Genomic DNA, 23,390 nt, shown 5'->3' with positions numbered 1-23,390 from the left:
TCAGGCAGGCGCATGACCACTCTTGAACAATCGATCCGCCCACAGGCCAGGTCGCGGGAATGGAAGGCGATCGTCGTCCTGATCCTGCTCGTGCCCTTCCTGTGGTCGCCGCCGTTCCTGTTTCGATTCTTCCTGTATCAGCCGTTCAGCATCCCTTCCGGCTCGATGACGCCGACGCTGATGACCGGCGACTATGTCTTTGCGTCGAAGGGCGCCTATGGATACGGGCCCTATTCGTTTCCCTTCGCATCCTCGCTGATCACGCACCGCGTCTTCGCCGCGGAGCCCGAGCGTGGCGACGTCGTGGTGTTCCGGACGCCAAAGGACACTTCGGTCGACTACGTCAAGCGCGTGGTGGGTCTGCCCGGCGACCGCATCCAGATGCGGCAGGGGCAACTTGTCCTCAACGACAGGCCGGTGACGCGTGTCGCGCTGAAGGAGGTAGACGGTGAAGACGCCTGCGGCGCCGACGACGCGAAAGTCAGGAATTGGCGCGAGACGCTGCCGAACGGCGCGTCCTACGTCACCTACGACTGCGTCGACAATGGCTATTACGACAACACCGGCGTCTTCACGGTCCCGCTAGGCCACTTCTTCGTGCTCGGCGACAACCGCGACAACTCCACCGACAGCCGCGTGATGGCCACGATGGGCTTTATCCCGATGGACAATCTCGTCGGCCGAGTGACGCGGATCATCTGGTCCCTCGACGACGACGGCGAGCCGCGCTTCGAGCGGATGGGGAAGGTGCGGTGAGGGGGAGTTATTCCGGGCGGTGCGAAAGCCTGGACAGTTCGCGTCGTTAGCTCACTTTGAGCGCAGAGCATTGTACAGATCTAGCCTAACTCTTAGCCGCTTGAGCGTCTGTATGTCGGTTACAGGAACATAAAATCGAGAATATTTCAGGTCCTGTGTGAACGTTCCTCTGACAAGAGTTGCATTCTGAAAGCTTTCGATTAGATGCCAAGTAATTTTGGTGCGGTCGATCGACGCGCAGTAGAAATATCTCAGTGGATTGAGTAGAAGATAATACCGATCGGGTGTAGCGCTTGCGTCCCCAAGTGGGAGCGTGCTCAGGTTAAACTCAGTTGTCTGGCCAGCTATCACGTCCGTGTAGACGACGGGCGAACTGAAAGCGGTCGGTTCAATCTGAGCGTTGCCCTTGATGGGACGTCCGAGGCGTGCAGTTGCTTCGTAAGTTATGCCGCTCAGTAAGCCCGCACGATAGAATAGCTCATCTGGTGGCTGAAGTTCGAGTGGTGGTCGAAAGTCAAACTTGCCAGAATAGCTCTTAGTCAGTTCAAGGTGAGGAATGAATACTGCTTGAAGTACGTCATGTAGCGTTCGCCCGTCCGACAGCTTGCTTTTCGCTGCGTAGTACATCATTTGCGACGGTTCGTCAGGAAACGTGACGGCTTGCCCGCCGAAATACAGAAGAGTGATTTTTTCGATTTGGTTGACAGTCTGCGCTTCTCCAACCTCAATGTATGGCGGAGCGGTGTCTTCCGTTTTTCTGAGAGTGATCCAACTCCCCTGCTTCGCGAGTTGGGGTTTGTCCGCGAAGGATACCGTGAAAAGATCGACTCCGTGTCGTTTAGCGACGTCGAGTGCTCCACTTTGAAAGCCTGCCGTTGTCACGAAGACCGATTTGCTGGCGAGATGGTCGCGAGCTTTGAGCGCAAAGGCTTCAAGATCTGATGCGGAGGCTTTCCTTGATCGGTTCTTTACTTCAATTAGAACGAGATATGATAGCGTGCCTAATTTGAATCGAACGACGACATCGAATTGACGTCCGTTGATTTTTTCATTCCATGAAATTTCAGCATTGTCGGAGGTGACGAAATGAATTCCGGCTACAATTCGTTCTAAATACTCGTCTTCGCTTATCATAATTCAATCCATTCCGAATCCATAAATGTTCGGGCCTTATGCTTCGCTAGGGGGATGATCTTCCGCGATGAGCTTGTGGCCGATAACGTCCGATTGACATTGGAGGAACTAGCTTGCGTCTTATGGCTGGTCTTCCAACCATCGCAACTAAAGTTTCAATCGCGAAAGCAAGGCGATCTTCAAAATCGTCTCTTGTGGCAGTGGGCCATCCGTGGGCCTCTAGGGTTGGCCAAAGATCGGTGCCAGCTACGGGAAGTCGTCGGCTTCGAATAGTGCTGAGTATTGGTATGAGTACGTCTATTGACCAGCCGGAGTGGTGTCGGAATAGGACCGAGGTCTGCACAATTGCTTCGTCGAGCGCCGACAGGTCGTCAGTCGAAAGGTGGCACAACCAATCCGGAATGCTTTCAATCGGGGCAAAGGAAAATCTATCCAGATTGTAAATTACTCTGCTCTGGTGCTCTTGGGGTTCAAGATCGAAGTGTACGAGAAATTCGCCGTCGTTGAAGCCTCGTTCGGCCGTTACGGTTGCCTCTCTTCCAGCATTTGAGCCCTGAAGGAAGACGATCCGGTCGCCGACGGAGACAGAGGCGATCATTCGACCGATGCAGAATGGGCAATCCGCTGCGGCACCGCATTCAACGGTTCGAACGAGAGTGCGTACATCGTCCGCTTGCAAGTGATGTCCTCTCACTTGGTGCAATTATAAATTGAGTATAGCTAGATCATAGACACTTATCTCAAACAAAAACCCCGGCATCGCTGCCGGGGTTTCGCATTTCGTCGTTTGCCTGAACGGCTGGATCAGAAGTCCATGCCGCCCATGCCGCCACCCGGGGGCATCGCGGGACCTGCGCCGCCCTTCTTGGGCAGCTCGGCGACCATGGCTTCCGTGGTGATCAGCAGGGCTGCAACCGAGGCAGCGTTCTGGATCGCGGTACGGACCACCTTGGTCGGGTCGATGATGCCCTTCTTGACGAGGTCGACATATTCGCCGGTCTGGGAGTCGAAGCCGTAAGCGTAGGTCTTGTTCTCCAGCACCTTGCCGACGATCACCGAGCCGTCTTCACCGGCGTTGATCGCGATCTGGCGAGCGGGAGCCGACAGCGCCTTGCGTACGATCTCGACGCCGGTCTTCTGGTCGTCGTTCTTGGTGCGCAGGCCCTTGAGCTGCTCGGAGGCACGGAGCAGGGCGACGCCGCCGCCCGGGACAACGCCTTCCTCGACAGCCGCGCGGGTCGCATGCATCGCGTCATCAACGCGATCCTTGCGCTCCTTCACCTCGACCTCGGTCGCGCCGCCGACGCGGATCGCCGCCAGCGAGCTTGGCAAGACGCTCCTCTTGGAGCGTCGCAGAAAGATGACCTAACTATTTGGTATATTTAGCATTTCGGCTTCGCAGAATGTTGTTCTGCGTTGTTCTTGACGGCGTGATTGCAAATTGGTAAGCAGGAACAACGCAGAACAACGGAGGAGAAAATGGCTTTACGCTTCACCGCAACAAAAGTTCGCTCAAACCGTCCCGGTTGGAGCGTCACGTTCCGTCACCCGGTTCGGACTGACAGCAAGAACAAGAAGGGGCTGAAGGTAAGAAAGGGGCTGGGTACGGCCGACGATGCGCGGGCCGACGAACTGGTCAGTCAGTTGAATACCCTCTTGGCGGACGAGGCGTGGTGGAATGGGGACAAGAGCAAGGATGCCAATCATCTATTTGATCCGGTCGTGGTGTCCATCTTCTTCGAGGGAATGGAGACCGGATCCTTCAATTCGGTCGCGAAGCGAGATCAAGTAATTCCGTTGCCGACAGCGACCGATGGATATAGCCGCGCGCTGTTGCTCGGGACCACTGGAGCGGGGAAGACCACGCTCCTTCGCCATCTCATTGGCTCAGATCACGAGTTGGATCGCTTCCCCTCAACGTCTACTGCTAAGACGACAACTGCCGATACGGAGATCGTTACCTCGGATGGCGGCTTTGAGGCCGTGGTCACATTCATGCCCGAGCATCAGGTGCGTGCATACATCGACGAATGTCTCGAGGCCGCATGTCTTGAGGCCGTGCAGGGTAGTCCGCCCGCAAAAATTATGGCGGCCCTGCTTCAACATGAAGAGCAGAGATTCCGGCTTTCCTATGTGCTGGGAGGGTATTCCTCTTCGCAGAGCAAGCATGACGACGATGAATTTTCGTTCGATGACGAGTCCGCTGAGGTTGTCGAAATTGCTCCCGATGAAATGGTGAGCGGTAAGGAGCAAGAAGAGAATCGAGGGCGCTTGGAGCGTTATCTGTTGGCAATCGGTACGGTTGTCTCCGCCGTGGAAGCTAGAGTGAAGCGAGAACTAGGTGAGCTGAGATCGGAAATGTCGGCAGATGATCGTGCTGCTTGGCTTGAAATCTTTGCAAATGAAATTTTTTACGATGGTGCGTTCGCGGAGCTCGGGCTCGACCTCATGGAAGATATCGCGCGTCGATTTGATATGGTGTCGGCCGGGGTCATCGAGCGTGCTGTCTCAGAGTGGCCGACGTGTTGGACGTATGCTGAGGCTGACCGCACGAAGTTTCTCTCCAGTGTAAGGTGGTTCGCCAGCAATCATCATCTCCAATTTGGAAGGCTTCTCACGCCTTTGGTCGATGGCATTCGGGTGCGCGGGCCATTTTATCCTGAGTTTGATGAGGCAGGCCAACCGAAGCTTGTCTTAATTGACGGCGAAGGAATTGGTCATACCGCGAACGACGCTTCATCTGTGTCGACGCGCATCACGCAAAAATTCGAATCGGTGGATGTGATACTTCTTGTCGACAATGCGCAGCAGCCAATGCAGGCCGCCCCGTTGGCGTTGCTGCGTACCGTTGGTACCAGCGGATTTTCGCGAAAGCTGGCTGTTGCGTTCACTCACTTCGACCAGGTGAAGGGTGCGAATCTCTCTACTTTTGCTCAAAAGACGGATCACGTGACGGCATCGATCAAAAATGCCATCTCAAGTATTCGCGATAGCATTGGATCGGGGATAGCCGGCACGTTAGATCGACAGATTGAGAGGAATTCTGTGTTTCTTGGTGGATTAGATCGGCCGACTAATAAGATTCCAGCGGGCTTCATCAAGGAACTTTTGAAGCTTCTGAAAATCGTACAGGACGCGATCGCTCCATCGGCGGCCGTCACGGTTGCGCCGGTCTATCAGTTTAAGGGCCTTGAGATCGCAATGAGAGATGCGATTGATGCCTTCAGAAACCCTTGGCACGGGCGACTAGGCCTTGGTTATCACGACGGCGTCTCAAAGGAACATTGGACGCGCATTAAGGCGCTCAGTCGGCGGCTGGCAAATGGAGTGGATGAGTACAGTAATCTCCGTCCCGTAGCTGATCTCCTTGGCTGTCTGCAAGAAGAGGCTGCCAAATGGCTTGATCGACCGGCCGAATGGAGGGGAGTGCCAGCTAACGATGAAGAGCGGGAGGCTGCGCTCGATCCAATACGTCAGCTTGTATTTTCAAAGCTGCATGATCTTGTATCTACGAGGCTTCGTGACGATCAGTTGTCCAGATGGAGGGAAGCGTACCAATTCTCAGGGAAAGGCTCGGCGAGCCTTCGAGCCGATTTGATCAACGATATCCATCACGAAGCCGCTCCTCATATGAGTGCGGCGATGACGCAAGATGCGCGCGATTTCTTGGACAAGCTGTATGTGATACTTCAAGATGCAATTGCGGAATCCGGAGGTGAAATTAAGTCCCTTGCCGCATGATAGCACCTCGCCTCTTGATGGACGCTGCTGCCGAGGCCCATCGACGCAAGCAAGCGTAGCTTCGTACTTCCGGACGAAACTCAAAAACAAAAACCCCGGCATCGCTGCCGGGGTTTCGTAGTTGTAGAGCGAGATCCCGGATCTGCAGTGCACCGCTTCGCGCTGCACTGCGTCCGGGACGACTTCGTCGCCTTAGAAGTCCATGCCGCCCATGCCGCCGCCCGGGGGCATTGCGGGGCCGGCGCCGCCCTTCTTGGGCAGCTCGGCGACCATGGCTTCCGTGGTGATCAGCAGGGCCGCAACCGAGGCTGCGTTCTGGATCGCGGTACGGACCACCTTGGTCGGGTCGATGATGCCCTTCTTGACGAGGTCGCCGTATTCGCCGGTCTGGGAGTCGAAGCCGAACGCGTAGGTCTTGTTCTCCAGCACCTTGCCGACGATCACCGAGCCGTCTTCACCGGCGTTGATCGCGATCTGGCGAGCGGGAGCCGACAGCGCCTTGCGCACGATCTCGACGCCGGTCTTCTGGTCGTCGTTCTTGGTGCGCAGGCCCTTGAGCTGCTCGGAAGCACGGAGCAGGGCGACGCCGCCGCCCGGGACGATGCCTTCCTCGACAGCCGCGCGGGTCGCATGCATCGCGTCATCAACGCGATCCTTGCGCTCCTTCACCTCGACCTCGGTCGCGCCGCCGACGCGGATCACCGCGACGCCGCCAGCGAGCTTGGCAAGACGCTCCTGGAGCTTCTCACGGTCGTAGTCCGAGGTGGTTTCCTCGATCTGCGCCTTGATCTGGGCCACGCGCGCCTCGATGTCGGCCTTCTTGCCGGCGCCGTTGACGATCGTGGTGTTCTCCTTGTCGATCATCACCTTCTTGGCGCGACCGAGCATGTTGAGCGTGACGTTCTCGAGCTTGATGCCGAGATCTTCCGAGATCGCCTGGCCGCCGGTCAGGATCGCGATGTCCTGCAGCATGGCCTTGCGGCGATCGCCGAAGCCCGGAGCCTTGACGGCCGCAACCTTGAGGCCGCCACGGAGGCGGTTCACGACGAGCGTGGCAAGAGCCTCGCCTTCGACGTCCTCGGCGACGATCACCAGCGGCTTGCCGGTCTGCACCACGGCCTCGAGCAGCGGCAGCAGCTCGTTCAGCGAGGAGAGCTTCTTCTCGTTGATGAGGATGTAGGCGTCGTCCATCTCAACGCGCATCTTGTCGGCGTTGGTGACGAAGTAGGGCGAGATGTAGCCGCGGTCGAACTGCATGCCCTCGACGACGTCGAGCTCGGTCTCGAGCGACTTGGCTTCCTCGACGGTGATGACACCCTCGTTGCCGACCTTCTTCATGGCGTCGGAGAGGAACTTGCCGATTTCGACATCGCCGTTCGCCGAGATGGTGCCGACCTGGGCGATTTCCTCGTTCGAGGTGACCTTCTTGGAGTTCTTGACGAGGTCCGCAACGACGGCTTCGACCGCGAGGTCGATACCGCGCTTGAGGTCCATCGGGTTCATGCCGGCGGCAACCGACTTGGCGCCTTCACGCACGATCGCCTGGGCGAGCACGGTGGCGGTGGTGGTGCCGTCGCCGGCCGCGTCAGCGGACTTGGAAGCGACTTCGCGCACCATCTGCGCGCCCATGTTCTCGAACTTGTCCTCGAGCTCGATCTCCTTGGCGACGGTGACGCCGTCCTTGGTGATGCGGGGAGCGCCGAACGACTTGTCGAGCACGACGTTACGGCCCTTCGGACCGAGCGTGACCTTCACCGCGTTGGCGAGAATGTCGACGCCGCGCAGCATCTTGTCGCGCGCTTCAACCGAGAATTTGACTTCTTTGGCTGCCATGTGGATTTTTTCCTTAAGGTTTTGACGGGATGGAGAGAGGGGCTCTTAGGCCGCCTTCTTCTTGGAAGCGGGGACGTCGAGGACGCCCATGATGTCGCTTTCCTTCATGATCAGCAGATCGACGTTGTCGATCTTGACCTCGGTACCGGACCACTTGCCGAACAGCACGCGGTCGCCGACCTTCAGGTCGATCGGGATCAGCTTGCCGGCTTCGTCGCGGCCACCGGGGCCAACAGCGACGACTTCACCCTGCGAGGGCTTTTCCTTGGCAGAGTCGGGGATGATGATGCCGCCGGCGGTCTTCTCTTCTGCGTCGATACGCTTGACCACGACGCGGTCGTGAAGCGGACGGAATTTCATGCAGCTCTCCTAAGCAGTTGCTCAGATTGATGTTTTAAGGATGTTGGCAATCAGTGCCCGCGAGTGCCAATGCGGGTGAAGCTCAAATAGGACAGGAATTTTGCGGGGGCAAGGGCTTCTAGCAGAAAATTCGGCACTCTGAAGGCCAGGGTGCCAAATTCCTTTACCATCGTTAACCGGATGGCGGGGCCGTATTAGCACGGAGCGTGCTCTGCTGCTAACGCATTGAATTTCAACAGCTTGTTAAACTTTTGGGCTTGAGATGGATTGTCAGTTTGCGTCACATTTCTCTCATGTGAGCGCATCGTTTCCGGGTGGCTCTTCAAGCAGCGTACCGGCAAGCCACCCCTGAATATGCGCTCCTGCAAAGGAGGTTGGCATGGTCTCGCGGGTTGGGGTTGTTTCCGACGATTTCCGGAAACAGGTGTTGGGTTACGGGCTGACGACGGCGCAAATTCTCTACCGGATGCCGGATCATCGCTCGCTGCTTCAGACCTATGTCTGGCAGAACTACGATCTGTTCCCGAAATTTCCGGCGCTGACCGACTTCCTCGCGTTCTGGCAGGAGAGGCTCGACGGCCCGCTGTTCTCGGTGACCGTCGCGCACTCGAAGCTGATCAAGCCGGCCGAGCTCCGCGCCGTGGATGGCGTGTTCAGGCTGCATTGAGAGAGCACCGGTCTCGCAACGACCGCCGGTTTCGTAGGGTGGGCAAAGGTGCGCAAGCGCCGTGCCCACGATCTCTTTCCGATTGCACGCGGAAGGTGGGCACGCTTCGCTTTGCTCACCCTACGGCATCTCGTTTCTGTTAGCCTCTCGCCATAACAACAGGGGAGGCCGGTCCATGGCCAAGAAAACAAAATTGCGCAGCGCAGCCCAGACCGCGGTGAGGAAGCGAAGCAGCACCAAGTCCGCCGCGCGATCCTCCGCACGCAAGGCCGTGAAGGCGAAGCCGCGCACTGCGCCCGCCAAGACCGCTCCGAAAAAACCCTCACGTCCCAGGCAGCGCATCGCCATCAGCCATCACCGCGAGGAAGATTTCAAAGCCGACGGCCTGCGGACCTACGCAAAATACCGCGACCTCGGTATCGCCGCCGCCAGCCACGGCCTCGCGCAGGCGCACGTGATCCGGCTGCAAGGCCCCTGCGATCCGGCCGAGGTGTCGAAGCTGCACCTCCACCACGTCGACTTCCAGATGGTCTACGTGCTGAAGGGCTGGGTGAAGACCTACATGGAAGGAGAGGGCGAGACCTTGATGCAGGAAGGCAGCGCCTGGACCCAGCCGCCGAAGATCAAGCACATGATCCTCGACTATTCGGATGATGTGGAATTGCTGGAGGTGATCCTGCCGGCGGAGTTCAAGACGACGGAGTTGAAGGCCTAAGCTCTCTCCCCGTCATTGCGAGGAGCGAAGCGACGAAGCAATCCAGAAATGTTTCCGCGGACACAGTCTGGATTGATTCGCTTCGCTCGCAATGACGGTGGAGAGACTTACGACAACACCCCCACCACCGCCCCCATCAAACACGTCGTCAGCGTCCCCGACACGATCGACTTCAGCCCGAGTGCGTTGATCTCCTCGCGCCGCTCCGGCGCCATCACGCCGAGGCCGCCGATCATGATGCCGAGGCTGGCGAAATTGGCGAAGCCGCACATCGCGTAGAGCATGATCAGGCGCGAGCGCGGATCGAGCGCGTCGGGCGAAAGCTTCGAGAAGTCGACGTAGGCGATCAGCTCGTTGAGCACGGTCTTGGTGCCCATCAGGCTGCCGGCGGTGACGGCCTGGTCCCAGGGTAATCCCATCAGCCAGCACACCGGCGCCATCACGAGGCCGAGCAGGCGTTGCAGCGAGATCGCGGCGCCGCCGACATTCGGCAGCAGGCCGAGGACGGCGTTGACGAGATAGACCAGCGCCACCAGCACCAGCAGCATCGCAACGATGTTGATCAGCAGCTCGATCCCCGCGGTGGTGCCTTTCACGATCGCGTCCATCGTGCTGGCGACCTCCATCTCGGGGTCTTCCAGCGCGCCGCCGGTGCGCTTGTCCGATGGTTCAGGCACCATGATGAGGCTGACGAGGATCGCGGCCGGAGCGCCCATCACGGAGGCGATGACGAAATGTGCAGGCGCGTCCGGAATCAGCGGGTCGAGCAGCGTCGCATAGAGCACCAGCACGGTGCCGGCGATCCCGGCCATGCCGCCGGTCATCACCAGAAACAATTCGCTCCGCGTCATCTGTGCGAGGTAAGGCCGCACGAACAGTGGCGCCTCGACCATGCCGAGGAAGATGTTGGCGGCGGTCGACAGCCCGACCGCGCCGCCGACACCGAGCGTGCGCTCCAGCAGCCAGGCCATGCCGCGCACGACCGGCGGCAGCACGCGCCAATAGAACAGCAGCGTCGTCAGCACGCTCATCACCAGCACGATCGGCAGCGCCTGGAACGCCAAGATGAAGTCCGCGCCCGGCACTTTGACGTCGAAGGGCAGGGTGCCGCCGCCGATATAACCGAACACGAAAGAGGAGCCGGCGCGCGAGGCCGCCGAGATCGCGCCGACGGCATCGTTGATGGCCCCGAAGGCGCGCGCGACCACGGGTACTTTCAGCAGCACGAACGCGGTGACGAAGGTCGCGACGAGGCCGATCGCCGCCTGCCGCCACGAGACGGCGCGACGATTCTCCGCCAGCGCGAAAGCGATCGCCAGCAATGCGAAAACGCCGAGTGCCGATTGCAGCCGCAGCATGATGTCCCCAAACCCCCAATGATTATGGCCGCGCCTGCGCTGCAAACGCAATGCCGGAAGGCCACCAGGGCCGCCCGCTGTTGACAAGCCGGTCTGCGTCAGCCACGCGGAGCGCACGTCCACAGGAGCGACGGTCAGGGGTGACCCAACAGGCGATGCCAGAGCAGCCAATAGCCATAAATCCGCCGGTGACCGCCGGCGAGCTCCTCAGCCACCGCGCCTTCCTGCTCTTCGTGCTCTCGCGCAGCCTGTCACGCTTCTCCAGCCAGATTGCGGCGGTCGCGATCGGCTGGCAGATCTACGATCTCACCGGCTCGGCCTTCGACCTCGGCATGGTCGGCCTCGTGCAATTCCTGCCCACGGCGCTTCTGGTGTTCGTCGCGGGCCACGCCGCCGACCGTTTCGAGCGCAAGCGCGTGGTTCAGCTCTGCCAGCTCGTGGAAGCCGCGATCGCGCTTTATCTTGGCGTCCTCACCTATCTTGGCGCGGTCAGCGAAGTCCAGATCTTCATCGCGACCTTCGTGCTCGGCATTGCCGGTGCCTTCGAGAGCCCGACCACCGCGGCGCTGCTGCCGGCGATTGCGCCGCAGGGATCGCTCCAGCGCGCCACGGCGGTTGCGAGCGGTGCGGGGCAGGTCGCGACCATCGCCGGCCCCGCGCTCGGCGGCTTTGCCTATGCGATCGCGCCGCATCTCGCCTATGCCATGATGCTGCTGTTCTGGATTCTCGGGATGATCCTGACCGGCTTCCTCCGGCCGCGCCCGCAGGCGGTCGCCAAGGCAGGGACGGACGCGGACAACATCTTCGCCGGCGTCCGCTTCATCCGCAGCAATCCGGCGATCCTCGGCACCATCTCGCTCGATCTGTTCGCGGTGCTGTTCGGCGGCGTCACCGCGCTGTTGCCGATCTATGCCCGCGATATCCTCCAGACCGGTCCGGTGGGGCTCGGGATCTTGCGCGCCGCGCCCGCGGTCGGTGCGCTTCTGATGACGATGGTGCTGGCGCGTCACGCCATCTCCAGGCATGTCGGCCTGCGCATGTTCCAGGCCGTGATCGTTTTCGGCGTCGCCACCATCGTGTTCGCGCTGTCGTCGTGGATGTGGCTGTCGGTGCTCGCGCTCGCCGTGCTCGGCGCGGCCGACACGATCAGCGTCGTGATCCGCTTCTCGCTGGTGCAGTTGGCAACGCCCGACGAGATGCGCGGCCGCGTCGGCGCCGTGAATTTCCTCTTCATCAACGCCTCGAACCAGCTCGGCCAGTTCGAGAGCGGCGTGGCGGCGGCATTGTTCGGTGCCATGCCCGCTGCAGTCCTCGGCGGCGTCTGCACGGTCGCAGTGGCGCTGTTGTGGATGAAGCTGTTTCCAAGCCTGCGGAAGGTGGAGAGTCTGGAGTAGGCGGAAGGTCTCGTGTCCCGGACGCGGTGCAGCGCATAGCGGTGCGCCGCAGAGCCGGGACCCAGAAGGCCAGGAACGAACTTGTCGAGGCATGGGCCCCGGCTCAGCAGCGCGTCATTGCATGCCGCGCTGCGTCCGGGGCACGAGAGCAGCGACTAACCCCGTCCCACGAACGGCATCTTCGTCGCCATGACGGTCATCGTCAGCACGTTGGCATCCAGCGGCAGGCCGGCCATGTAGGCGACGGCGTCGCCGACCGCTTTCGCGTCCATGCGCGGTTCCTGCTTCGACGTGCCGTCGGGCTGCAGCACGCCGGGGCCGTTGACCATGCGATCGGTCATCGGGGTCGCGGCATTGCCGATGTCGACCTGGCCGACCGCGATGTCGTACATGCGGCCGTCGAGGTTGCTGGCCTTGGTGAGGCCCGTGATGGCGTGCTTGGTCGAGGTGTAGGCCGCCGAGAACGGCCGCGGCGCATGCGCCGAGATCGAGCCGTTGTTGATGATGCGGCCGCCGCGCGGGCTCTGGTCCTTCATGATGCGGAAGGCATGCTGGGTGCACAGGAACGGGCCGGTGAGGTTGGTATTCACCACGGCCTGCCACTGCTCGAGGCTCAGATCTTCGAAGTTGACCGGCGGAGCGCCCATGCCGGCATTGTTGAAGAGCACGTCGAGGCGGCCATAGGTCGCCTTCACCTTGTCGAACAGCGCGGCGATCTGCTCCGGCTTGGTCATGTCGGCGGTGACGCACAGGCTCTTGCCGGCGGGGCCGAGCTTTGCGGTCTCCTCGAGCATGTCGAGGCGGCGCCCGACCAGCACCACGGTGAAGCCGGTGTTCATCAACGCCAGCGACGCGGCGCGGCCGACACCGGTGCCGGCGCCCGTCACCACTGCGATCTTCTTTGCTTCACTCATCGTTTCCTGCCTTTTCTATCTTCAAGTTGGCTGTCAGGTTTTTGGTTCTTTTTCGTTCTTGTAGGGCGGCCGCGGAATGTTCTGATGCGCCGCGCGCAAGGCCGCCGACCAGCGCGAACGCAGATCGTGGAAATAGGGCTCGCCCGCCTCGATGCGGTGATTGAGATCGGCGTCGCAGGCGTCGGCCCGCACCACCAGCACGTCGATCGGGAGACCGACGCCGAGGTTCGAGCGCATGGTCGAGTCCATCGAGATCAGGCCGGTCTTCAGCGCTTCGTACAGCTCGACGTCGTAATGCATGGCGCGGTCGAGCACCGGCTTGCCGTATTTGTGCTCGCCGATCTGAAGGTAGGGCGTATCGGTGGTGCACTCGATGAAATTGCCGGCGGTGTAAACCATGAACAGGCGCATCCGCGCACCCTTGATCTGGCCGCCGAACAGGAAGGAAACGTCGAAGGAGACGTCTTCGGATTTCAGCGCCGGACCTTCGGTCGCATGCACCGCCCGGATCGCCCGGCCGATGCGCTGGGCGGCCTGGAACATGGTCGGCGCGTTCATCAGGGTCTCGATCTCGCCCGTGTTGGGGTCTTCGAGGCCTTCGGTCAGCGTGGAGAGCACCGATTGACTGATGGCGAGGTTGCCGGCGCTGGCAATCGCCATGATGCGGTCGCCGGGCTTGGAGAAGATATGCAGCTTGCGGAAGGTCGAGACATTGTCGAGGCCGGCATTGGTGCGGGTGTCGGCGATCATCACCAGACCGTCCCGAACCAGAATTCCGCAGCAATAGGTCATTTCCGGTCCCCGAACGCGTTTGCGCGGAATTACTAGCCAATTTCGCCGGCCGCTCCAACCCCCGATTCCCGGGGGCGGGACCTCAGTCAGCCGCATCGGCGAGAAACGCCGCGTCGACGGGGACGCCGAGCGCCGTGACCAGCCGGTTGGTCTCCGCGGCCATGCCGACGATGGCGAGCAGCTCGCCATATTCGGCCTCGGTCATGCCCTTGGCCCGTGCGGCGGCGGTGTGGGAATGGATGCAGTAGCTGCAGCCATGCGCGATAGACACCGCGACATAGAGCATTTCCTTGACCTTGGGATCGAGCGCGCCCGGCGCCATCACCTCCTGGATGCTCTCCCAGGTCCGCCGCAGCGTCTTCGGATCATGCGCCAGCGCGCGCCAGAAATTGTTGACGAAATCTGACTTCCGCACCTTGCGGATATCGTCGAAAACGGCGCGCGCTTCAGTGGAGAGTTCATCGTCCGAAAGCAGCTTGACGGTCGCCATGGGGGTCCTCGCAGGGTCTGATGTGACCCTGCGATCGTAGCACGGCTCGTGCTCAGCCGGCCTGGTCCGCCGAACGCCGCAAAGCCAGCTTGCCGACGTCCACATACTGCCTCTGCTGCGCGTGAGCGTGCTGTGCTGCGACGTGAAGATCGCGCAAGCGCCGCTGCAGCGGCGAGCTGTCGTAGACCGCGCTGCTTCCGGCCAGCGCAAAACAGGCATCCGCGATGCCGACGCAGGTCGTGGCGAGCCAGGTCGCGGATCGGGCCCCCTCGATATGGACATCTTCGTTCTTCAATGTGCCAGCGAGAGCGTGACGCCAGTGGCTGGCAAGTTGGACTTCGTGGTAGGCCTGCGCAGCACTGAGGTCTGCCGTAATCCGTCCGAGGCCGAACTGGAAGATCTCGGAGTCCCGCAGCGGTGTGGCCGCATAGAGCTGCTGCCTCCCGGTATGGGCGAGTGCGAGCAGGTCATCGACCGTTCCCTCGGCCAAACCCAGCGAGAATGCGCCGTGAAGCAGTGGCGCCCATGGCAGCAAGGCCTGATAGATCGGGCCCGGCAGACTTGGGGCCGCATCGAGATCGAAGACATGGGCCTCCGGAACCACCATCTCTCGTAGCGCGATATGGTGACTGCCGGTGCCCTTGAGCCCCGCGGCGTGCCAGGTGTCCTCGATCTCCCAGTCGCGCACCGGCAGCAGAACGATGCGCATCAAAGGCTTGCCGTGCGGGCCGGCGACCGGCTTGCCGTTTTCGGTGATGATGCAGAAACCGCCCATCCAATCAGCATGCATGCAGCCGCTGGCGAACGGCCAGCGGCCCTTGACGCGATAGCCGCCCGAGACACGCTCCGCCGTTCCGGCCGGCTGGGACGAGCCGCAGATCGCGACATCAGGCCCGTCCCGATAGATTTGCTGATACAATTCAGGGCGTGACGCGGCGGCGAAAAGCGCGCCGACTCCGCCGACGATCGAGATCCAGCCGATCGAGCCGTCGAGGCGGGCCAGTGCCTTGATGACCTCCAGTCCGGCCGGAAAATCCAGCTCCAGCCCGCCATGGCTTCGCGGCACGAACATCCGGAAAATCCCGATCGACCGCAGCCGTTCCACGAGGTCGGGCGGCACGCGGCGCGCGGCTTCGATCTCGGCGGCGCGTGCCTTGATCTCGGGGGCCAACTGCTGGATTCCTGCAAGCATGTCCTTGTGGGGATCGCGCAAGGGCACGGAGTGAGTCTTGTTCTTTTCCTGAAGCCGCATTGTCTCAACCTCGCTTGCGGGAATGGATCGCAAGGGAAGGTTGAACAGGCGGCGCTACGGCGCGGTTTCAGCCCGGCGGTCGTCGATTACAGCTGTAACGCCACGCCTGGATTGCGCCGCAGATGCGGCTAGCTCTGCCGCTGGGACTGCGACTGCGATTGCCCGCCGCGGCCGGCCTGCTCGACCTTCACGGCCACCGTCAGCGTCTCCGCGCCGCCGCCATAGCGGGTGCCGCGCACGGGAGCGGCGCCGAGATAGTCGAGGCCGATCGCGATGCGGACATGGGCGTCGGTGGTGCAGATGCAGTTGGCGGGATCAAAGCCGACCCAGCCGAGGCCGTCGATGTAAGCCTCCGCCCAGGCGTGGCCGGCGTCCTGATGCACCGTGCCGTCGGAGCGCAGGAAATGGCCGGAGACGAAGCGCGCCGGCACGCCGCCGCTGCGGGCGCAGGCGATGAAGATGTGCGCATAGTCCTGGCAGACGCCGCGCTTGAGCGTGAACGCTTCGGCCGCCGAGGTGCCGCTGTTGGTCGGGTCCTCGTCGAAGGTCATGTGATCGCTGATCTCGCTCATCAGCGTGTGCAGGAAGCCGAGCGTGTCGCTCTCGGCCTCGCTGCGCAACTGCCGTGCGACCGCCGCCATTGCCGGACTGACGGTGGTGAGATCGGTGGGGCGCAGGAACATGCCGGCCGGAAAACGCTCGTCGGCGCCGCGCAGCACGCCGCCGGTGTCATGGGTTTCGATCAGGCCCTCGGCGATGATCTTGATGTCGCTGACGGGTCCGCAGGACAGCACATGGGTGACGTTGCCGAACGCATCCTCGTGTGTGTCGAGCCTGGTGTCGGTCGAGACGTCGATCTGCCACTCCGCCACATATTGCCCGTCATGGCTGCACGGCGTCATGCGCAGGATCTGGATCACGCTGGTGGCCGGCGGCTCGTAGCGATAGGTCGTGGTGTGCAGGATTCGCAGGCGCATGGTGGACCGTGTCGTTGGTGGTTAGCCGACTGTGGCCGCAAAGAAGCTCGTCATGCCCGGGCTTGTCCCGGGCATCCACGTTCTTTTTCGTCGCGCGAAAGCGAGAACGTGGATGGCCGGGACGAGCCCGGCCATGACGGTATCCCATGCCGTCAGTCGGAGGACATCAGATCAAATACTGCTTCGTGATGATTTCGCCCAGCCTGGAATTGTCCGTGATGAATTCCTGAATGAATTCATGCACGCCATGCTGGAAAATGTCGTTCATATTGCTGTGTTCCAGCCTGTTGCGGATGCCGCGGGCGTGGCGCTGGGCCGGGCCCTGGCGGCCATAGGCGACGCCGATCTGGTCGAGGTTGCGGGTGAGATTGTCGTAGCAGCTCGCAAGCGAGCGCGGCAGCGTGCCGTTGAGGATCAGCAGGTCCGCGACCAGCCATGGTTTCAGCGTCTCGCGATAGACCCAGTGATAGGCCGTCAGCGCCGACACCGAGCGCAGGATCGAGCTCCACTGATAGAAGTCGAGCGGGCCGCCGACATGCTCCTCCTCGGGCAGCAGCACGTGATACTTCACGTCGAGGATGCGTGCCGTGTTGTCGGCGCGTTCCAGGTGCAGGCCGAGTCGCGAGAACCAGTAGGCGTCGTTGCGCAGCATGGTCCGGTAAGCCGAGCCGTCGAAGCGCAGCGAAGTCTCCTGCACGAAGCGCAGGAATTTCGCCAGGTCCTCGCGGGTCGAGGTGCCCTTGCTCCAGACCTCCTGCAATTCGATCCAGGCCGAGTTGATGTTGTCCCACATCTCGCTGGTGAGCGCCGTGCGCACCGAGCGGGAATTCAGCCGCGCCGCCTCGATGCAGTTCCTGATCGAGGACGGGTTGTCGGCCGAGAACGAGAGATAGTCGACGACGTTGCGCTCGTTGGCTTCCTCATAGGTCTGATAGAAGCTCGTGGCGACGCCTGCGGTGAGCAGCGCCGAGTCCCATTCGTTGGTCTTGCCGATATAGGCGGCAGGAAGCGCGGTGACGCGCAGCGTCGCATCGATGGTGCGCGCGAGATATTCGGCCCGTTCGACGTAGCGGGCGAGCCAGTAGAGGTTTTCGGCGGTACGCGACAGCATCTCTCTACTCGTCCAAAATCCAGGTGTCTTTGGTGCCGCCGCCCTGGCTCGAATTGACCACCAGGGAGCCTTCCTTCAGCGCGACGCGTGTGAGCCCGCCGGGCACGATGGTGGTGCCCTTGCTGCCGGTGAGCACGAAGGGCCGCAAATCGACATGGCGTGGCGCAAGGCCGGACGCCGTGCAGGTCGGGCAGGTCGAGAGCGCCAGCGTCGGCTGCGCGATGAAGCCTTCCGGCTCGCGCTTGAGCTTTTCGCGGAAGGCCTCGATGGTTGCCTTGGTCGCGGCGGGGCCGATCAGCATGCCGTAGCCGCCGGAGCCGTGCACTTCCTTGACGACGAGATCGCCGAGATGGTCGAGCACGTAGGCGAGATCCTTCGGCTCGCGGCAGCGCCAGGTCTGCACGTTCTTCAGGATCGGCTCCTCGCCGAGGTAGAACTTCACGATGTCAGGCATGTAGGAGTAGATCGCCTTGTCGTCGGCGATGCCGGTGCCGACGGCGTTGGCGAGCGTGATGTTGCCGGCCGCATAGGCCGACATCAGCCCGGGCACGCCGAGCGCGGAATCGGGACGGAAGGTGAGGGGATCGAGGAAATCGTCGTCGACGCGGCGATAGATCACGTCGACCCGCTTCACGCCCTCGGTCGTCCGCATGAACACTTCGTTGTTCTTGACGATGAGGTCGCGGCCTTCGACCAGCTCGATGCCGAGCTTGTCGGCAAGGAACGAGTGCTCATAGTACGCCGAGTTGTAGACGCCGGGCGTGAGCAGGGCCACCGTCGGCTCGCCGGAGGCGCTATGCGGCGCGACCGAACGAAGTGCCGAGAGCAGCTCGTCCGGATAGCGCTCGACCGGCGCAATCCTGTGGCGCGCGAACAGGTCCGGAAACAACCGCATCATGATCTCGCGGTTTTCCAGCATGTAGGACACGCCGGACGGCGTGCGCGCATTGTCCTCGAGCACGATGAAATCCTCGGCGTCGACCCGGACGATGTCGATGCCGGCGATGTGCACGTAGACGTCGTGCGGCACCTGCTGGCCGTTCATCTCGGGACGGAACACCGGGTTCTGGAAGATCAAATCGTCGGGCACGATCTCGGCGCGGAGGATGTCGCGGCCGTGATAGATGTCGCGCAGAAACATGTTCAGCGCCTTGACGCGCTGCTTCAGGCCCTTCTCCAGCAGTGTCCATTCCTTGCCGGACATGATCCGCGGGATCACGTCGAAGGGGATCAGGCGCTCGGTGGACTCGGAATCGCCATAGACCGCGAAGGTGATGCCGATCCGGCGGAACAGGAGCTCGGCCTCCTGGCGGCGATATTCGAGCGCCTCGGGAGGCGTCTCCTTGAGCCAGCGCGCCAGCTCCTGATAGGCGGGGCGCAGGTCCCCACCGGGAATGTTCATTTCGTCAAACGCGACTGCCATAGATCCCGACTTGTCTCCGCAAGGCGTTGCGCCATGTGACAGGTCGCGAGGCCTTGGTGAAGACCGCAACGTCCTGGCCATGCGGCAAGAGTGCATGACTCGGAGGAGGTAGCAAGGGCCGGGCCAGCGCTATAAGCATGGAGGAGAGGCATTTGCCGGGGACAGCCGGCGGCATGCCTGAAAAAATGGCTGAGGACTGCTTATTTCGGCAGCAAAACCGCGTGACTTCAACGCGTTACCTCGGCAAAGTCGGGACCATTGGTGAGGGACTTGAGGTATGAGCGACATCGTCACGGCGGGCATTCTGGTCATCGGGGATGAAATCCTGTCCGGCCGGACCAAGGACAAGAATATCGGCTTCATCGCCGAATACCTGACCAATATCGGTATCGACCTCAAGGAAGTCCGGGTCGTCTCCGACGACGAGCCCGACATCATCGCCGCCCTGGATGCACTGCGGCATCGCTACACCTATGTCTTCACCACCGGTGGCATCGGGCCGACCCATGACGACATCACCGCCGACAGCATCGCCAAGGCGTTCGGCGTCGGCATCGACCACCACCCCGAGGTGGTCGCCCGTTTCCGCGAGCGCTGGAGCGAGCAGGATCTCAACGAGGCCCGCCTGCGCATGGCCCGCATCCCCGATGGCGCCGAGTTGATCCAGAGCGCGACCATCCTCGCCCCCGGCTTCAAGATCGGCAATGTCATCGTGATGGCCGGCGTGCCCTCGATCATGCAGGCGATGATGGACATCGTCTCGCCCAAGCTGAAATCGGGCGTGCGCATGCTGTCCGAATCAGTCCGCGCCAATGCGCGGGAAGGCGACATCGGCAGCCCGCTGCGGGAAATCGCCGCCGCCCATCCCGACACCATCATCGGCAGCTATCCGTTCATGGATGAAGAGCAAAAGCCCAACACCAATCTGGTGGTGCGCTCGCGCGATGCGGACAAGCTCGCATCCGCGATGGCGGCGGTGAAGGACATGCTGGCGGGACTGAACATCACCCGCTAGCACGGCAGACCAAGCAGGAGACGACAATGGCTGGTGAGGCCCCCGAACTGAGTGCGCAGGAGCGCGCTGGCAAAGCTTTCCCGGTCTCGTGGGACCAGTTCCACCGGGATTGCCGGGCGCTGACCTGGCGGCTTAACGAGGTCGGCCCGTTCCACGCGGTGATCGCGATCACCCGCGGCGGCCTGGTGCCGGCGGCGATCGTCGCGCGCGAGCTCGGGGTGCGCGTGATCGATACGGTCTGCATCGCCAGCTATGACCACGACAAGCAGGGCGAGCCTCAGGTGCTCAAGGGCATTTCCGAATCGGCGATGAAACTCGGCGGCGGCACCGGCAAGGGGCTTCTGATCGTCGACGATCTCGTCGACACCGGCAAGACCGGCAGACTGGTGCGCAAGATGCTGCCCGATGCGCATTTCGCCACCGTCTACGCCAAGCCGATGGGCCGTCCGCTGGTCGACACGTTCATCACGGAAGTGTCGCAGGACACCTGGATCTTCTTCCCCTGGGACACCGCGCTCTCCTATCACCCGCCGCTTCGCGACGGGGCGGCATGAACTTTCTTCACCTCGCCCCGCTTGCGGGGAGAGGTCGCGCCGAAGGCGCGGGTGAGGGGGACTCTCCGCGAGTCTAATTCTCACTGACCTTGCGGAGGCTCCCCCTCATCCCGAGCTTCTCCCCGCAAGCGGGGAGAAGGAGAAGAGAGCTTTCATGCCCCTGCAAAACCGCGTCACGCCCACCGGCGACATCATCGCCACCCCGCATCGCGGCCTGTTCACCGGCAACCGCGGTATCATCCACGATCCCGCGACGAAGACGCTTCTGAACAAGCGCTGGTCGTCGCCGGCCTGGATCACCTGCCTGTGTGAATTCCGAGGCTGGCGTCGCCCCGTGATGGCGCGGCGGAGCTGGACCGAGCTGTTCTTTCTCGACGAGGCCACCGCCTTTGCCGCAGGTCACCGGCCCTGCTTCTTCTGCCGCCGCGACGATGCCAAGCGCTTTCGCGCGGCGTGGGAGGCAGGCAATGGCGTGAGCGGCGTCAGTGCAAAGGCGATGGATGCCGTCCTGCATCAGGAGCGGCTTGATCATGGACGCAAGCGCCTGCACGCGCTGCCGATGCCGCTCACGGAATTGCCCGACGGCGCAATGGTGCAGCGGGGCGAGGAGAGTTTCCTGGTGATGCAGGGCAGGACGCTGCTGTGGTCGCTATCGGGCTATGCCCGCGCAAAGCGCGAACTGGCGAGCCCAATGTTGCTGACGCCTCCATCCGCACTGCGCGCGATCATCGCCGGATACAAGCCGCTGCCGCATCCGACGGCTCTGGACTAGCGCAGAGGCCGCCCTTGCTCGTCCACCGTCGTCCGCGCGTCGCGCAGAGCCCATTCGCGGATCACCTGGCGGCAACGGGTCAGCTCGGCTTCGCTCGCGCTGCCCGCATCCTTCGATGCGCGTTCCACCATTGCCTTGCAATTGAACAGCACGGAGCGATCCTCCGCGCCCGCAGGTGCGGCGATCGCCGCGAGAGCCGCGACGACGAGTACCGCTCGAACCATCATCAGCCCAGCTTCTCGCGCGCCAGCGCCGCACCCGCGCCCAGCGCCATCAGCTTGGCTTCGGCGATCTCGCGCCGCATCGGCGCCATGCCGCAATTGGTGGTGGCGATGATGTTGCTCTTGGGCACGAATTTCGACACCGCATCGATCACCTGCACGACGTCCTCAGCGGTCTCCACCTCGTCGCTGGCGACGTCGATCACGCCGGCCTGCACGATCTTGTTCTTGAGCAGCGCAAGCAGATCGAGCGGCACCTTCGAGTTGCGGCACTCGATCGCGACCTGCTGGATCGGGCTGGCGTCGATCGCCGGAAAGATCTGCTCGTACTGCCGCCACTGCGCGCCGAGTGTTTCCTTCCAGTCGGTGTTGGCCTTGATGCCGTAGCCGTAGCAGATGTGCACGGCCGTGGTGCAGGTCAGGCCTTGCGCGGCGCGCTCCAGCGCCTTGATGCCCCAGTCGTTGACCTCGTCCATGTAGACGTTGAAGGCGGGCTCGTCGAATTGCACGAGATCGACGCCGTCGGCCTGCAACGCCCTGGCTTCCTCGTTCAGCAGCTCGGCGAAGGCAAAGGCCATCTTGACGCGGTCGCCATAGTAGCGATCCGCGATGGTGTCGATGATGGTCATCGGGCCGGGCAGGGTGAATTTCAACTTCTTCTTCGTATGCGTGCGCGCGACGCGTGCCTCGTCGGCGTGGACGCGGCCCTTCAACCGCAGCGGCGCGACCACCTGCGGCACCATCGCCTTGTAGCGGTCTTTCCGGATGCCCATCTCGACCTTGTGGGCGAAATCGATGCCCTCGATCTTCTCCAGAAAACCGTGCACGAAATGCTGGCGGGCCTGCTCGCCCTCGGTGACGATGTCGATGCCGGCGTCTTCCTGCACCTTCACGGCAAGCATGGTCGCATCGCGCTTGGCGCGGAGAAGCTCGTCGCCCTGCGCCTTCCAGGGCGCCCAGAGCATGTTGGGCTCGGCAAGCCATTCAGGCTTCGGCAAGGAGCCGGCGATCGTGGTTGGAAACAGCATGGCGGCCCTCCCGGCAGGTTATGTTGCGCCCCTTCCTGCCATGTCTTAACGTCAAGGTACAGAACAACAAAAGTCGTCATCTATTCCATTGGCGACGACAGGGAAGGCCCAGAGAAAGGGCCAAGGAAGGCCAAGGGAAAGGTCATGATCGACCTCTATTACGCGCCGACGCCGAACGGCTTGAAAATCTCGATCATGCTGGAGGAACTCGGGCTGCCCTATACGGTGAAGCCCGTCAACATCCGCGCCGGTGAGCAGTTCGCCCCTGAGTTTCTCGCGATCTCCCCGAACAACCGCATTCCTGCGATCGTCGATCACGATCCCGCCGATGGCGGTGCGCCATTCTCCGCGTTCGAGACCGGCGCGATCCTGATTTATCTGGCGGAGAAGACCGGTCGCTTTCTGCCGGCGGATCTGCGTGGCCGCTCGACCACCATCCAGTGGGTGATGTGGCAGATGGCGGGGCTGGGACCGATGCTCGGCCAGCACGGCCATTTCGCGCTTTATGCGGCGGAAAAGATTCCCTACGCGATCGAGCGCTATCGCGACGAAGCGGCGCGGCTCTATGGCGTGCTCGACCGGCAACTCGGCCGGACCGGCGCCTATGTCGCCGGCGATTATTCCATCGCCGACATTGCCTGTTTCCCCTGGACCATGACCCACAAGGCGCAGGGCTTTACGCTCGACGACTATCCGAACGTGAAACGCTGGTACGCCGAGGTGCGTGCCCGGCCGCAGGTGCAGGCGGGGCTCGCGATCGGCAAATTCGTAAAAGAGCCGTTCGACGAGGAATCACGCAAGATCATGTTCGGCCAGAGGGCTAAGGAAGTGCGGGGAAAGAGCTAGGCCTCCGTTCTCTCCCTGTCATTGCGAGGAGCCCTTG

At 62.0% G+C, this 23,390-nt stretch carries 22 protein-coding genes and 1 pseudogene; 9 read left to right on the top strand and 14 right to left on the bottom strand.

The genetic code is table 11. The annotated features are described in order from the left end of the window. Positions 1–12 precede the first annotated feature (12 nt). Positions 13–756 (top strand): signal peptidase I, encoded by a 744-nt coding sequence (lepB, locus tag AB7532_RS23240; RefSeq protein WP_441237027.1) that lies wholly within the window; start codon positions 13–15, stop codon positions 754–756. Between the two features lie 51 nt (positions 757–807). On the opposite strand, the gene AB7532_RS23235 is transcribed toward lepB, so the two are convergent. Then, positions 808–1,890: a restriction endonuclease gene (locus AB7532_RS23235; RefSeq protein ID WP_441237026.1), complete on the bottom strand. Its 1,083-nt coding sequence runs from the start codon at positions 1,888–1,890 to the stop codon at positions 808–810. An 804-nt stretch (positions 1,891–2,694) separates the two neighbouring features. After that, positions 2,695–3,232: pseudogene (locus tag AB7532_RS23230) on the bottom strand (TCP-1/cpn60 chaperonin family protein); the annotation flags it as partial. 137 nt (positions 3,233–3,369) lie between these two features. Here AB7532_RS23230 and AB7532_RS23225 point away from each other — a divergent pair. Continuing rightward, positions 3,370–5,631 (top strand): hypothetical protein, encoded by a 2,262-nt coding sequence (locus tag AB7532_RS23225; protein WP_441237025.1) that lies wholly within the window; start codon positions 3,370–3,372, stop codon positions 5,629–5,631. Between the two features lie 192 nt (positions 5,632–5,823). Here AB7532_RS23225 and groL read toward each other — a convergent pair whose 3' ends face one another. Beyond that, positions 5,824–7,464, bottom strand: a complete 1,641-nt coding sequence (gene groL / locus AB7532_RS23220) for a chaperonin GroEL (protein ID WP_441237024.1) — start codon at positions 7,462–7,464, stop codon at positions 5,824–5,826. 45 nt (positions 7,465–7,509) lie between these two features. Next, positions 7,510–7,824 (bottom strand): co-chaperone GroES, encoded by a 315-nt coding sequence (locus tag AB7532_RS23215; RefSeq protein WP_441237023.1) that lies wholly within the window; start codon positions 7,822–7,824, stop codon positions 7,510–7,512. Positions 7,825–8,203: 379 nt separating this feature from the next. On the opposite strand from AB7532_RS23215, the gene AB7532_RS23210 reads away from it, so the two are divergent. Continuing rightward, entirely contained in the window at positions 8,204–8,491 is a 288-nt protein-coding gene (locus AB7532_RS23210) for an usg protein (protein WP_441237022.1), read from the top strand. 175 nt (positions 8,492–8,666) lie between these two features. Beyond that, complete coding sequence (locus AB7532_RS23205) at positions 8,667–9,206, top strand: cupin domain-containing protein (RefSeq protein ID WP_441237021.1); 540 nt, start codon at positions 8,667–8,669, stop codon at positions 9,204–9,206. A gap of 107 nt (positions 9,207–9,313) precedes the next feature. Here AB7532_RS23205 and AB7532_RS23200 read toward each other — a convergent pair whose 3' ends face one another. Further along, the gene (locus AB7532_RS23200) at positions 9,314–10,564 is read right to left on the bottom strand and encodes a NupC/NupG family nucleoside CNT transporter (protein ID WP_441237020.1); all 1,251 of its coding nucleotides are present in this window, start codon (positions 10,562–10,564) and stop codon (positions 9,314–9,316) included. A gap of 155 nt (positions 10,565–10,719) precedes the next feature. Between AB7532_RS23200 and AB7532_RS23195 the strand changes: the two genes are divergently transcribed. Continuing rightward, the gene (locus AB7532_RS23195) at positions 10,720–11,958 is read left to right on the top strand and encodes an MFS transporter (RefSeq protein WP_441237019.1); all 1,239 of its coding nucleotides are present in this window, start codon (positions 10,720–10,722) and stop codon (positions 11,956–11,958) included. 155 nt (positions 11,959–12,113) lie between these two features. Here the strand turns inward: AB7532_RS23195 and AB7532_RS23190 are convergent, their stop codons facing one another. From AB7532_RS23190 to AB7532_RS23160, 7 genes are all read right to left on the bottom strand, one after another. Beyond that, on the bottom strand, positions 12,114–12,872 hold the full coding sequence (locus AB7532_RS23190; protein ID WP_441237018.1) for an SDR family oxidoreductase: 759 nt from the start codon (positions 12,870–12,872) through the stop codon (positions 12,114–12,116). A gap of 33 nt (positions 12,873–12,905) precedes the next feature. Beyond that, a complete protein-coding gene (locus AB7532_RS23185) occupies positions 12,906–13,664 on the bottom strand; it encodes a proteasome-type protease (RefSeq protein ID WP_011088363.1) in 759 nt (252 codons plus the stop codon). Positions 13,665–13,746: 82 nt separating this feature from the next. Then, positions 13,747–14,154 (bottom strand): carboxymuconolactone decarboxylase family protein, encoded by a 408-nt coding sequence (locus tag AB7532_RS23180; RefSeq protein WP_441237017.1) that lies wholly within the window; start codon positions 14,152–14,154, stop codon positions 13,747–13,749. Positions 14,155–14,206: 52 nt separating this feature from the next. After that, positions 14,207–15,406, bottom strand: a complete 1,200-nt coding sequence (locus AB7532_RS23175) for an acyl-CoA dehydrogenase family protein (RefSeq protein ID WP_441237016.1) — start codon at positions 15,404–15,406, stop codon at positions 14,207–14,209. 128 nt (positions 15,407–15,534) lie between these two features. Next, positions 15,535–16,383, bottom strand: coding sequence for a transglutaminase family protein (locus tag AB7532_RS23170; protein ID WP_441237015.1), 849 nt, complete (start codon positions 16,381–16,383; stop codon positions 15,535–15,537). Between the two features lie 166 nt (positions 16,384–16,549). Then, entirely contained in the window at positions 16,550–17,494 is a 945-nt protein-coding gene (locus AB7532_RS23165; protein ID WP_441237014.1) for an alpha-E domain-containing protein, read from the bottom strand. 4 nt (positions 17,495–17,498) lie between these two features. Beyond that, the gene (locus AB7532_RS23160; RefSeq protein ID WP_441237013.1) at positions 17,499–18,917 is read right to left on the bottom strand and encodes a circularly permuted type 2 ATP-grasp protein; all 1,419 of its coding nucleotides are present in this window, start codon (positions 18,915–18,917) and stop codon (positions 17,499–17,501) included. A 277-nt stretch (positions 18,918–19,194) separates the two neighbouring features. On the opposite strand from AB7532_RS23160, the gene AB7532_RS23155 reads away from it, so the two are divergent. The 3 genes from AB7532_RS23155 to AB7532_RS23145 all read left to right on the top strand — a co-directional run bounded on the left by AB7532_RS23155 (position 19,195) and on the right by AB7532_RS23145 (position 21,258). Then, positions 19,195–19,932, top strand: a complete 738-nt coding sequence (locus AB7532_RS23155) for a competence/damage-inducible protein A (RefSeq protein ID WP_441237012.1) — start codon at positions 19,195–19,197, stop codon at positions 19,930–19,932. A gap of 26 nt (positions 19,933–19,958) precedes the next feature. Beyond that, a complete protein-coding gene (gene gpt, locus AB7532_RS23150; protein ID WP_441237011.1) occupies positions 19,959–20,486 on the top strand; it encodes a xanthine phosphoribosyltransferase in 528 nt (175 codons plus the stop codon). Between the two features lie 154 nt (positions 20,487–20,640). Next, on the top strand, positions 20,641–21,258 hold the full coding sequence (locus tag AB7532_RS23145; RefSeq protein ID WP_441237010.1) for a hypothetical protein: 618 nt from the start codon (positions 20,641–20,643) through the stop codon (positions 21,256–21,258). Here AB7532_RS23145 and AB7532_RS23140 read toward each other — a convergent pair. After that, entirely contained in the window at positions 21,255–21,485 is a 231-nt protein-coding gene (locus AB7532_RS23140; protein WP_441237009.1) for a hypothetical protein, read from the bottom strand. The genes AB7532_RS23145 and AB7532_RS23140 overlap by 4 nt on opposite strands. Further along, positions 21,485–22,507 (bottom strand): methionine synthase, encoded by a 1,023-nt coding sequence (locus AB7532_RS23135; RefSeq protein ID WP_441237008.1) that lies wholly within the window; start codon positions 22,505–22,507, stop codon positions 21,485–21,487. Before AB7532_RS23135 ends, AB7532_RS23140 begins: the two co-directional genes overlap by 1 nt. 144 nt (positions 22,508–22,651) lie before the next feature. Between AB7532_RS23135 and AB7532_RS23130 the strand changes: the two genes are divergently transcribed. Then, positions 22,652–23,353 (top strand): glutathione S-transferase N-terminal domain-containing protein, encoded by a 702-nt coding sequence (locus tag AB7532_RS23130; protein WP_441237007.1) that lies wholly within the window; start codon positions 22,652–22,654, stop codon positions 23,351–23,353. Positions 23,354–23,390 lie beyond the last annotated feature (37 nt).

Origin of the sequence: Bradyrhizobium sp. 930_D9_N1_4, from assembly GCF_052076015.1 — a bacterium.
In the GTDB taxonomy this organism is placed as follows: Bacteria; Pseudomonadota; Alphaproteobacteria; order Rhizobiales; family Xanthobacteraceae; genus Bradyrhizobium.
Note: the sequence above shows the minus strand (reverse complement) of the source record. Positions and strands in the feature narration are given on the sequence as shown.

Bases quoted from the DNA above. Each gene is read 5' to 3' on its own strand.
- AB7532_RS23210 (WP_441237022.1), top strand. From the start codon at position 8,204: ATGGTCTCGCGGGTTGGGGTTGTTTCCGACGATTTCCGGAAACAGGTG.
- AB7532_RS23175 (WP_441237016.1), bottom strand. From the start codon at position 15,406: ATGCGGCTTCAGGAAAAGAACAAGACTCACTCCGTGCCCTTGCGCGAT.
- gpt (WP_441237011.1), top strand. From the start codon at position 19,959: ATGGCTGGTGAGGCCCCCGAACTGAGTGCGCAGGAGCGCGCTGGCAAA.
- AB7532_RS23195 (WP_441237019.1), top strand. From the start codon at position 10,720: ATGCCAGAGCAGCCAATAGCCATAAATCCGCCGGTGACCGCCGGCGAG.
- AB7532_RS23140 (WP_441237009.1), bottom strand. From the start codon at position 21,485: ATGATGGTTCGAGCGGTACTCGTCGTCGCGGCTCTCGCGGCGATCGCC.
- AB7532_RS23185 (WP_011088363.1), bottom strand. From the start codon at position 13,664: ATGACCTATTGCTGCGGAATTCTGGTTCGGGACGGTCTGGTGATGATC.
- AB7532_RS23135 (WP_441237008.1), bottom strand. From the start codon at position 22,507: ATGCTGTTTCCAACCACGATCGCCGGCTCCTTGCCGAAGCCTGAATGG.
- groL (WP_441237024.1), bottom strand. From the start codon at position 7,464: ATGGCAGCCAAAGAAGTCAAATTCTCGGTTGAAGCGCGCGACAAGATG.
- AB7532_RS23170 (WP_441237015.1), bottom strand. From the start codon at position 16,383: ATGCGCCTGCGAATCCTGCACACCACGACCTATCGCTACGAGCCGCCG.
- AB7532_RS23225 (WP_441237025.1), top strand. From the start codon at position 3,370: ATGGCTTTACGCTTCACCGCAACAAAAGTTCGCTCAAACCGTCCCGGT.
- AB7532_RS23160 (WP_441237013.1), bottom strand. From the start codon at position 18,917: ATGGCAGTCGCGTTTGACGAAATGAACATTCCCGGTGGGGACCTGCGC.
- AB7532_RS23155 (WP_441237012.1), top strand. From the start codon at position 19,195: ATGAGCGACATCGTCACGGCGGGCATTCTGGTCATCGGGGATGAAATC.
- AB7532_RS23180 (WP_441237017.1), bottom strand. From the start codon at position 14,154: ATGGCGACCGTCAAGCTGCTTTCGGACGATGAACTCTCCACTGAAGCG.
- AB7532_RS23145 (WP_441237010.1), top strand. From the start codon at position 20,641: ATGCCCCTGCAAAACCGCGTCACGCCCACCGGCGACATCATCGCCACC.
- AB7532_RS23165 (WP_441237014.1), bottom strand. From the start codon at position 17,494: ATGCTGTCGCGTACCGCCGAAAACCTCTACTGGCTCGCCCGCTACGTC.
- AB7532_RS23205 (WP_441237021.1), top strand. From the start codon at position 8,667: ATGGCCAAGAAAACAAAATTGCGCAGCGCAGCCCAGACCGCGGTGAGG.
- lepB (WP_441237027.1), top strand. From the start codon at position 13: ATGACCACTCTTGAACAATCGATCCGCCCACAGGCCAGGTCGCGGGAA.
- AB7532_RS23130 (WP_441237007.1), top strand. From the start codon at position 22,652: ATGATCGACCTCTATTACGCGCCGACGCCGAACGGCTTGAAAATCTCG.
- AB7532_RS23200 (WP_441237020.1), bottom strand. From the start codon at position 10,564: ATGCTGCGGCTGCAATCGGCACTCGGCGTTTTCGCATTGCTGGCGATC.
- AB7532_RS23235 (WP_441237026.1), bottom strand. From the start codon at position 1,890: ATGATAAGCGAAGACGAGTATTTAGAACGAATTGTAGCCGGAATTCAT.
- AB7532_RS23215 (WP_441237023.1), bottom strand. From the start codon at position 7,824: ATGAAATTCCGTCCGCTTCACGACCGCGTCGTGGTCAAGCGTATCGAC.
- AB7532_RS23190 (WP_441237018.1), bottom strand. From the start codon at position 12,872: ATGAGTGAAGCAAAGAAGATCGCAGTGGTGACGGGCGCCGGCACCGGT.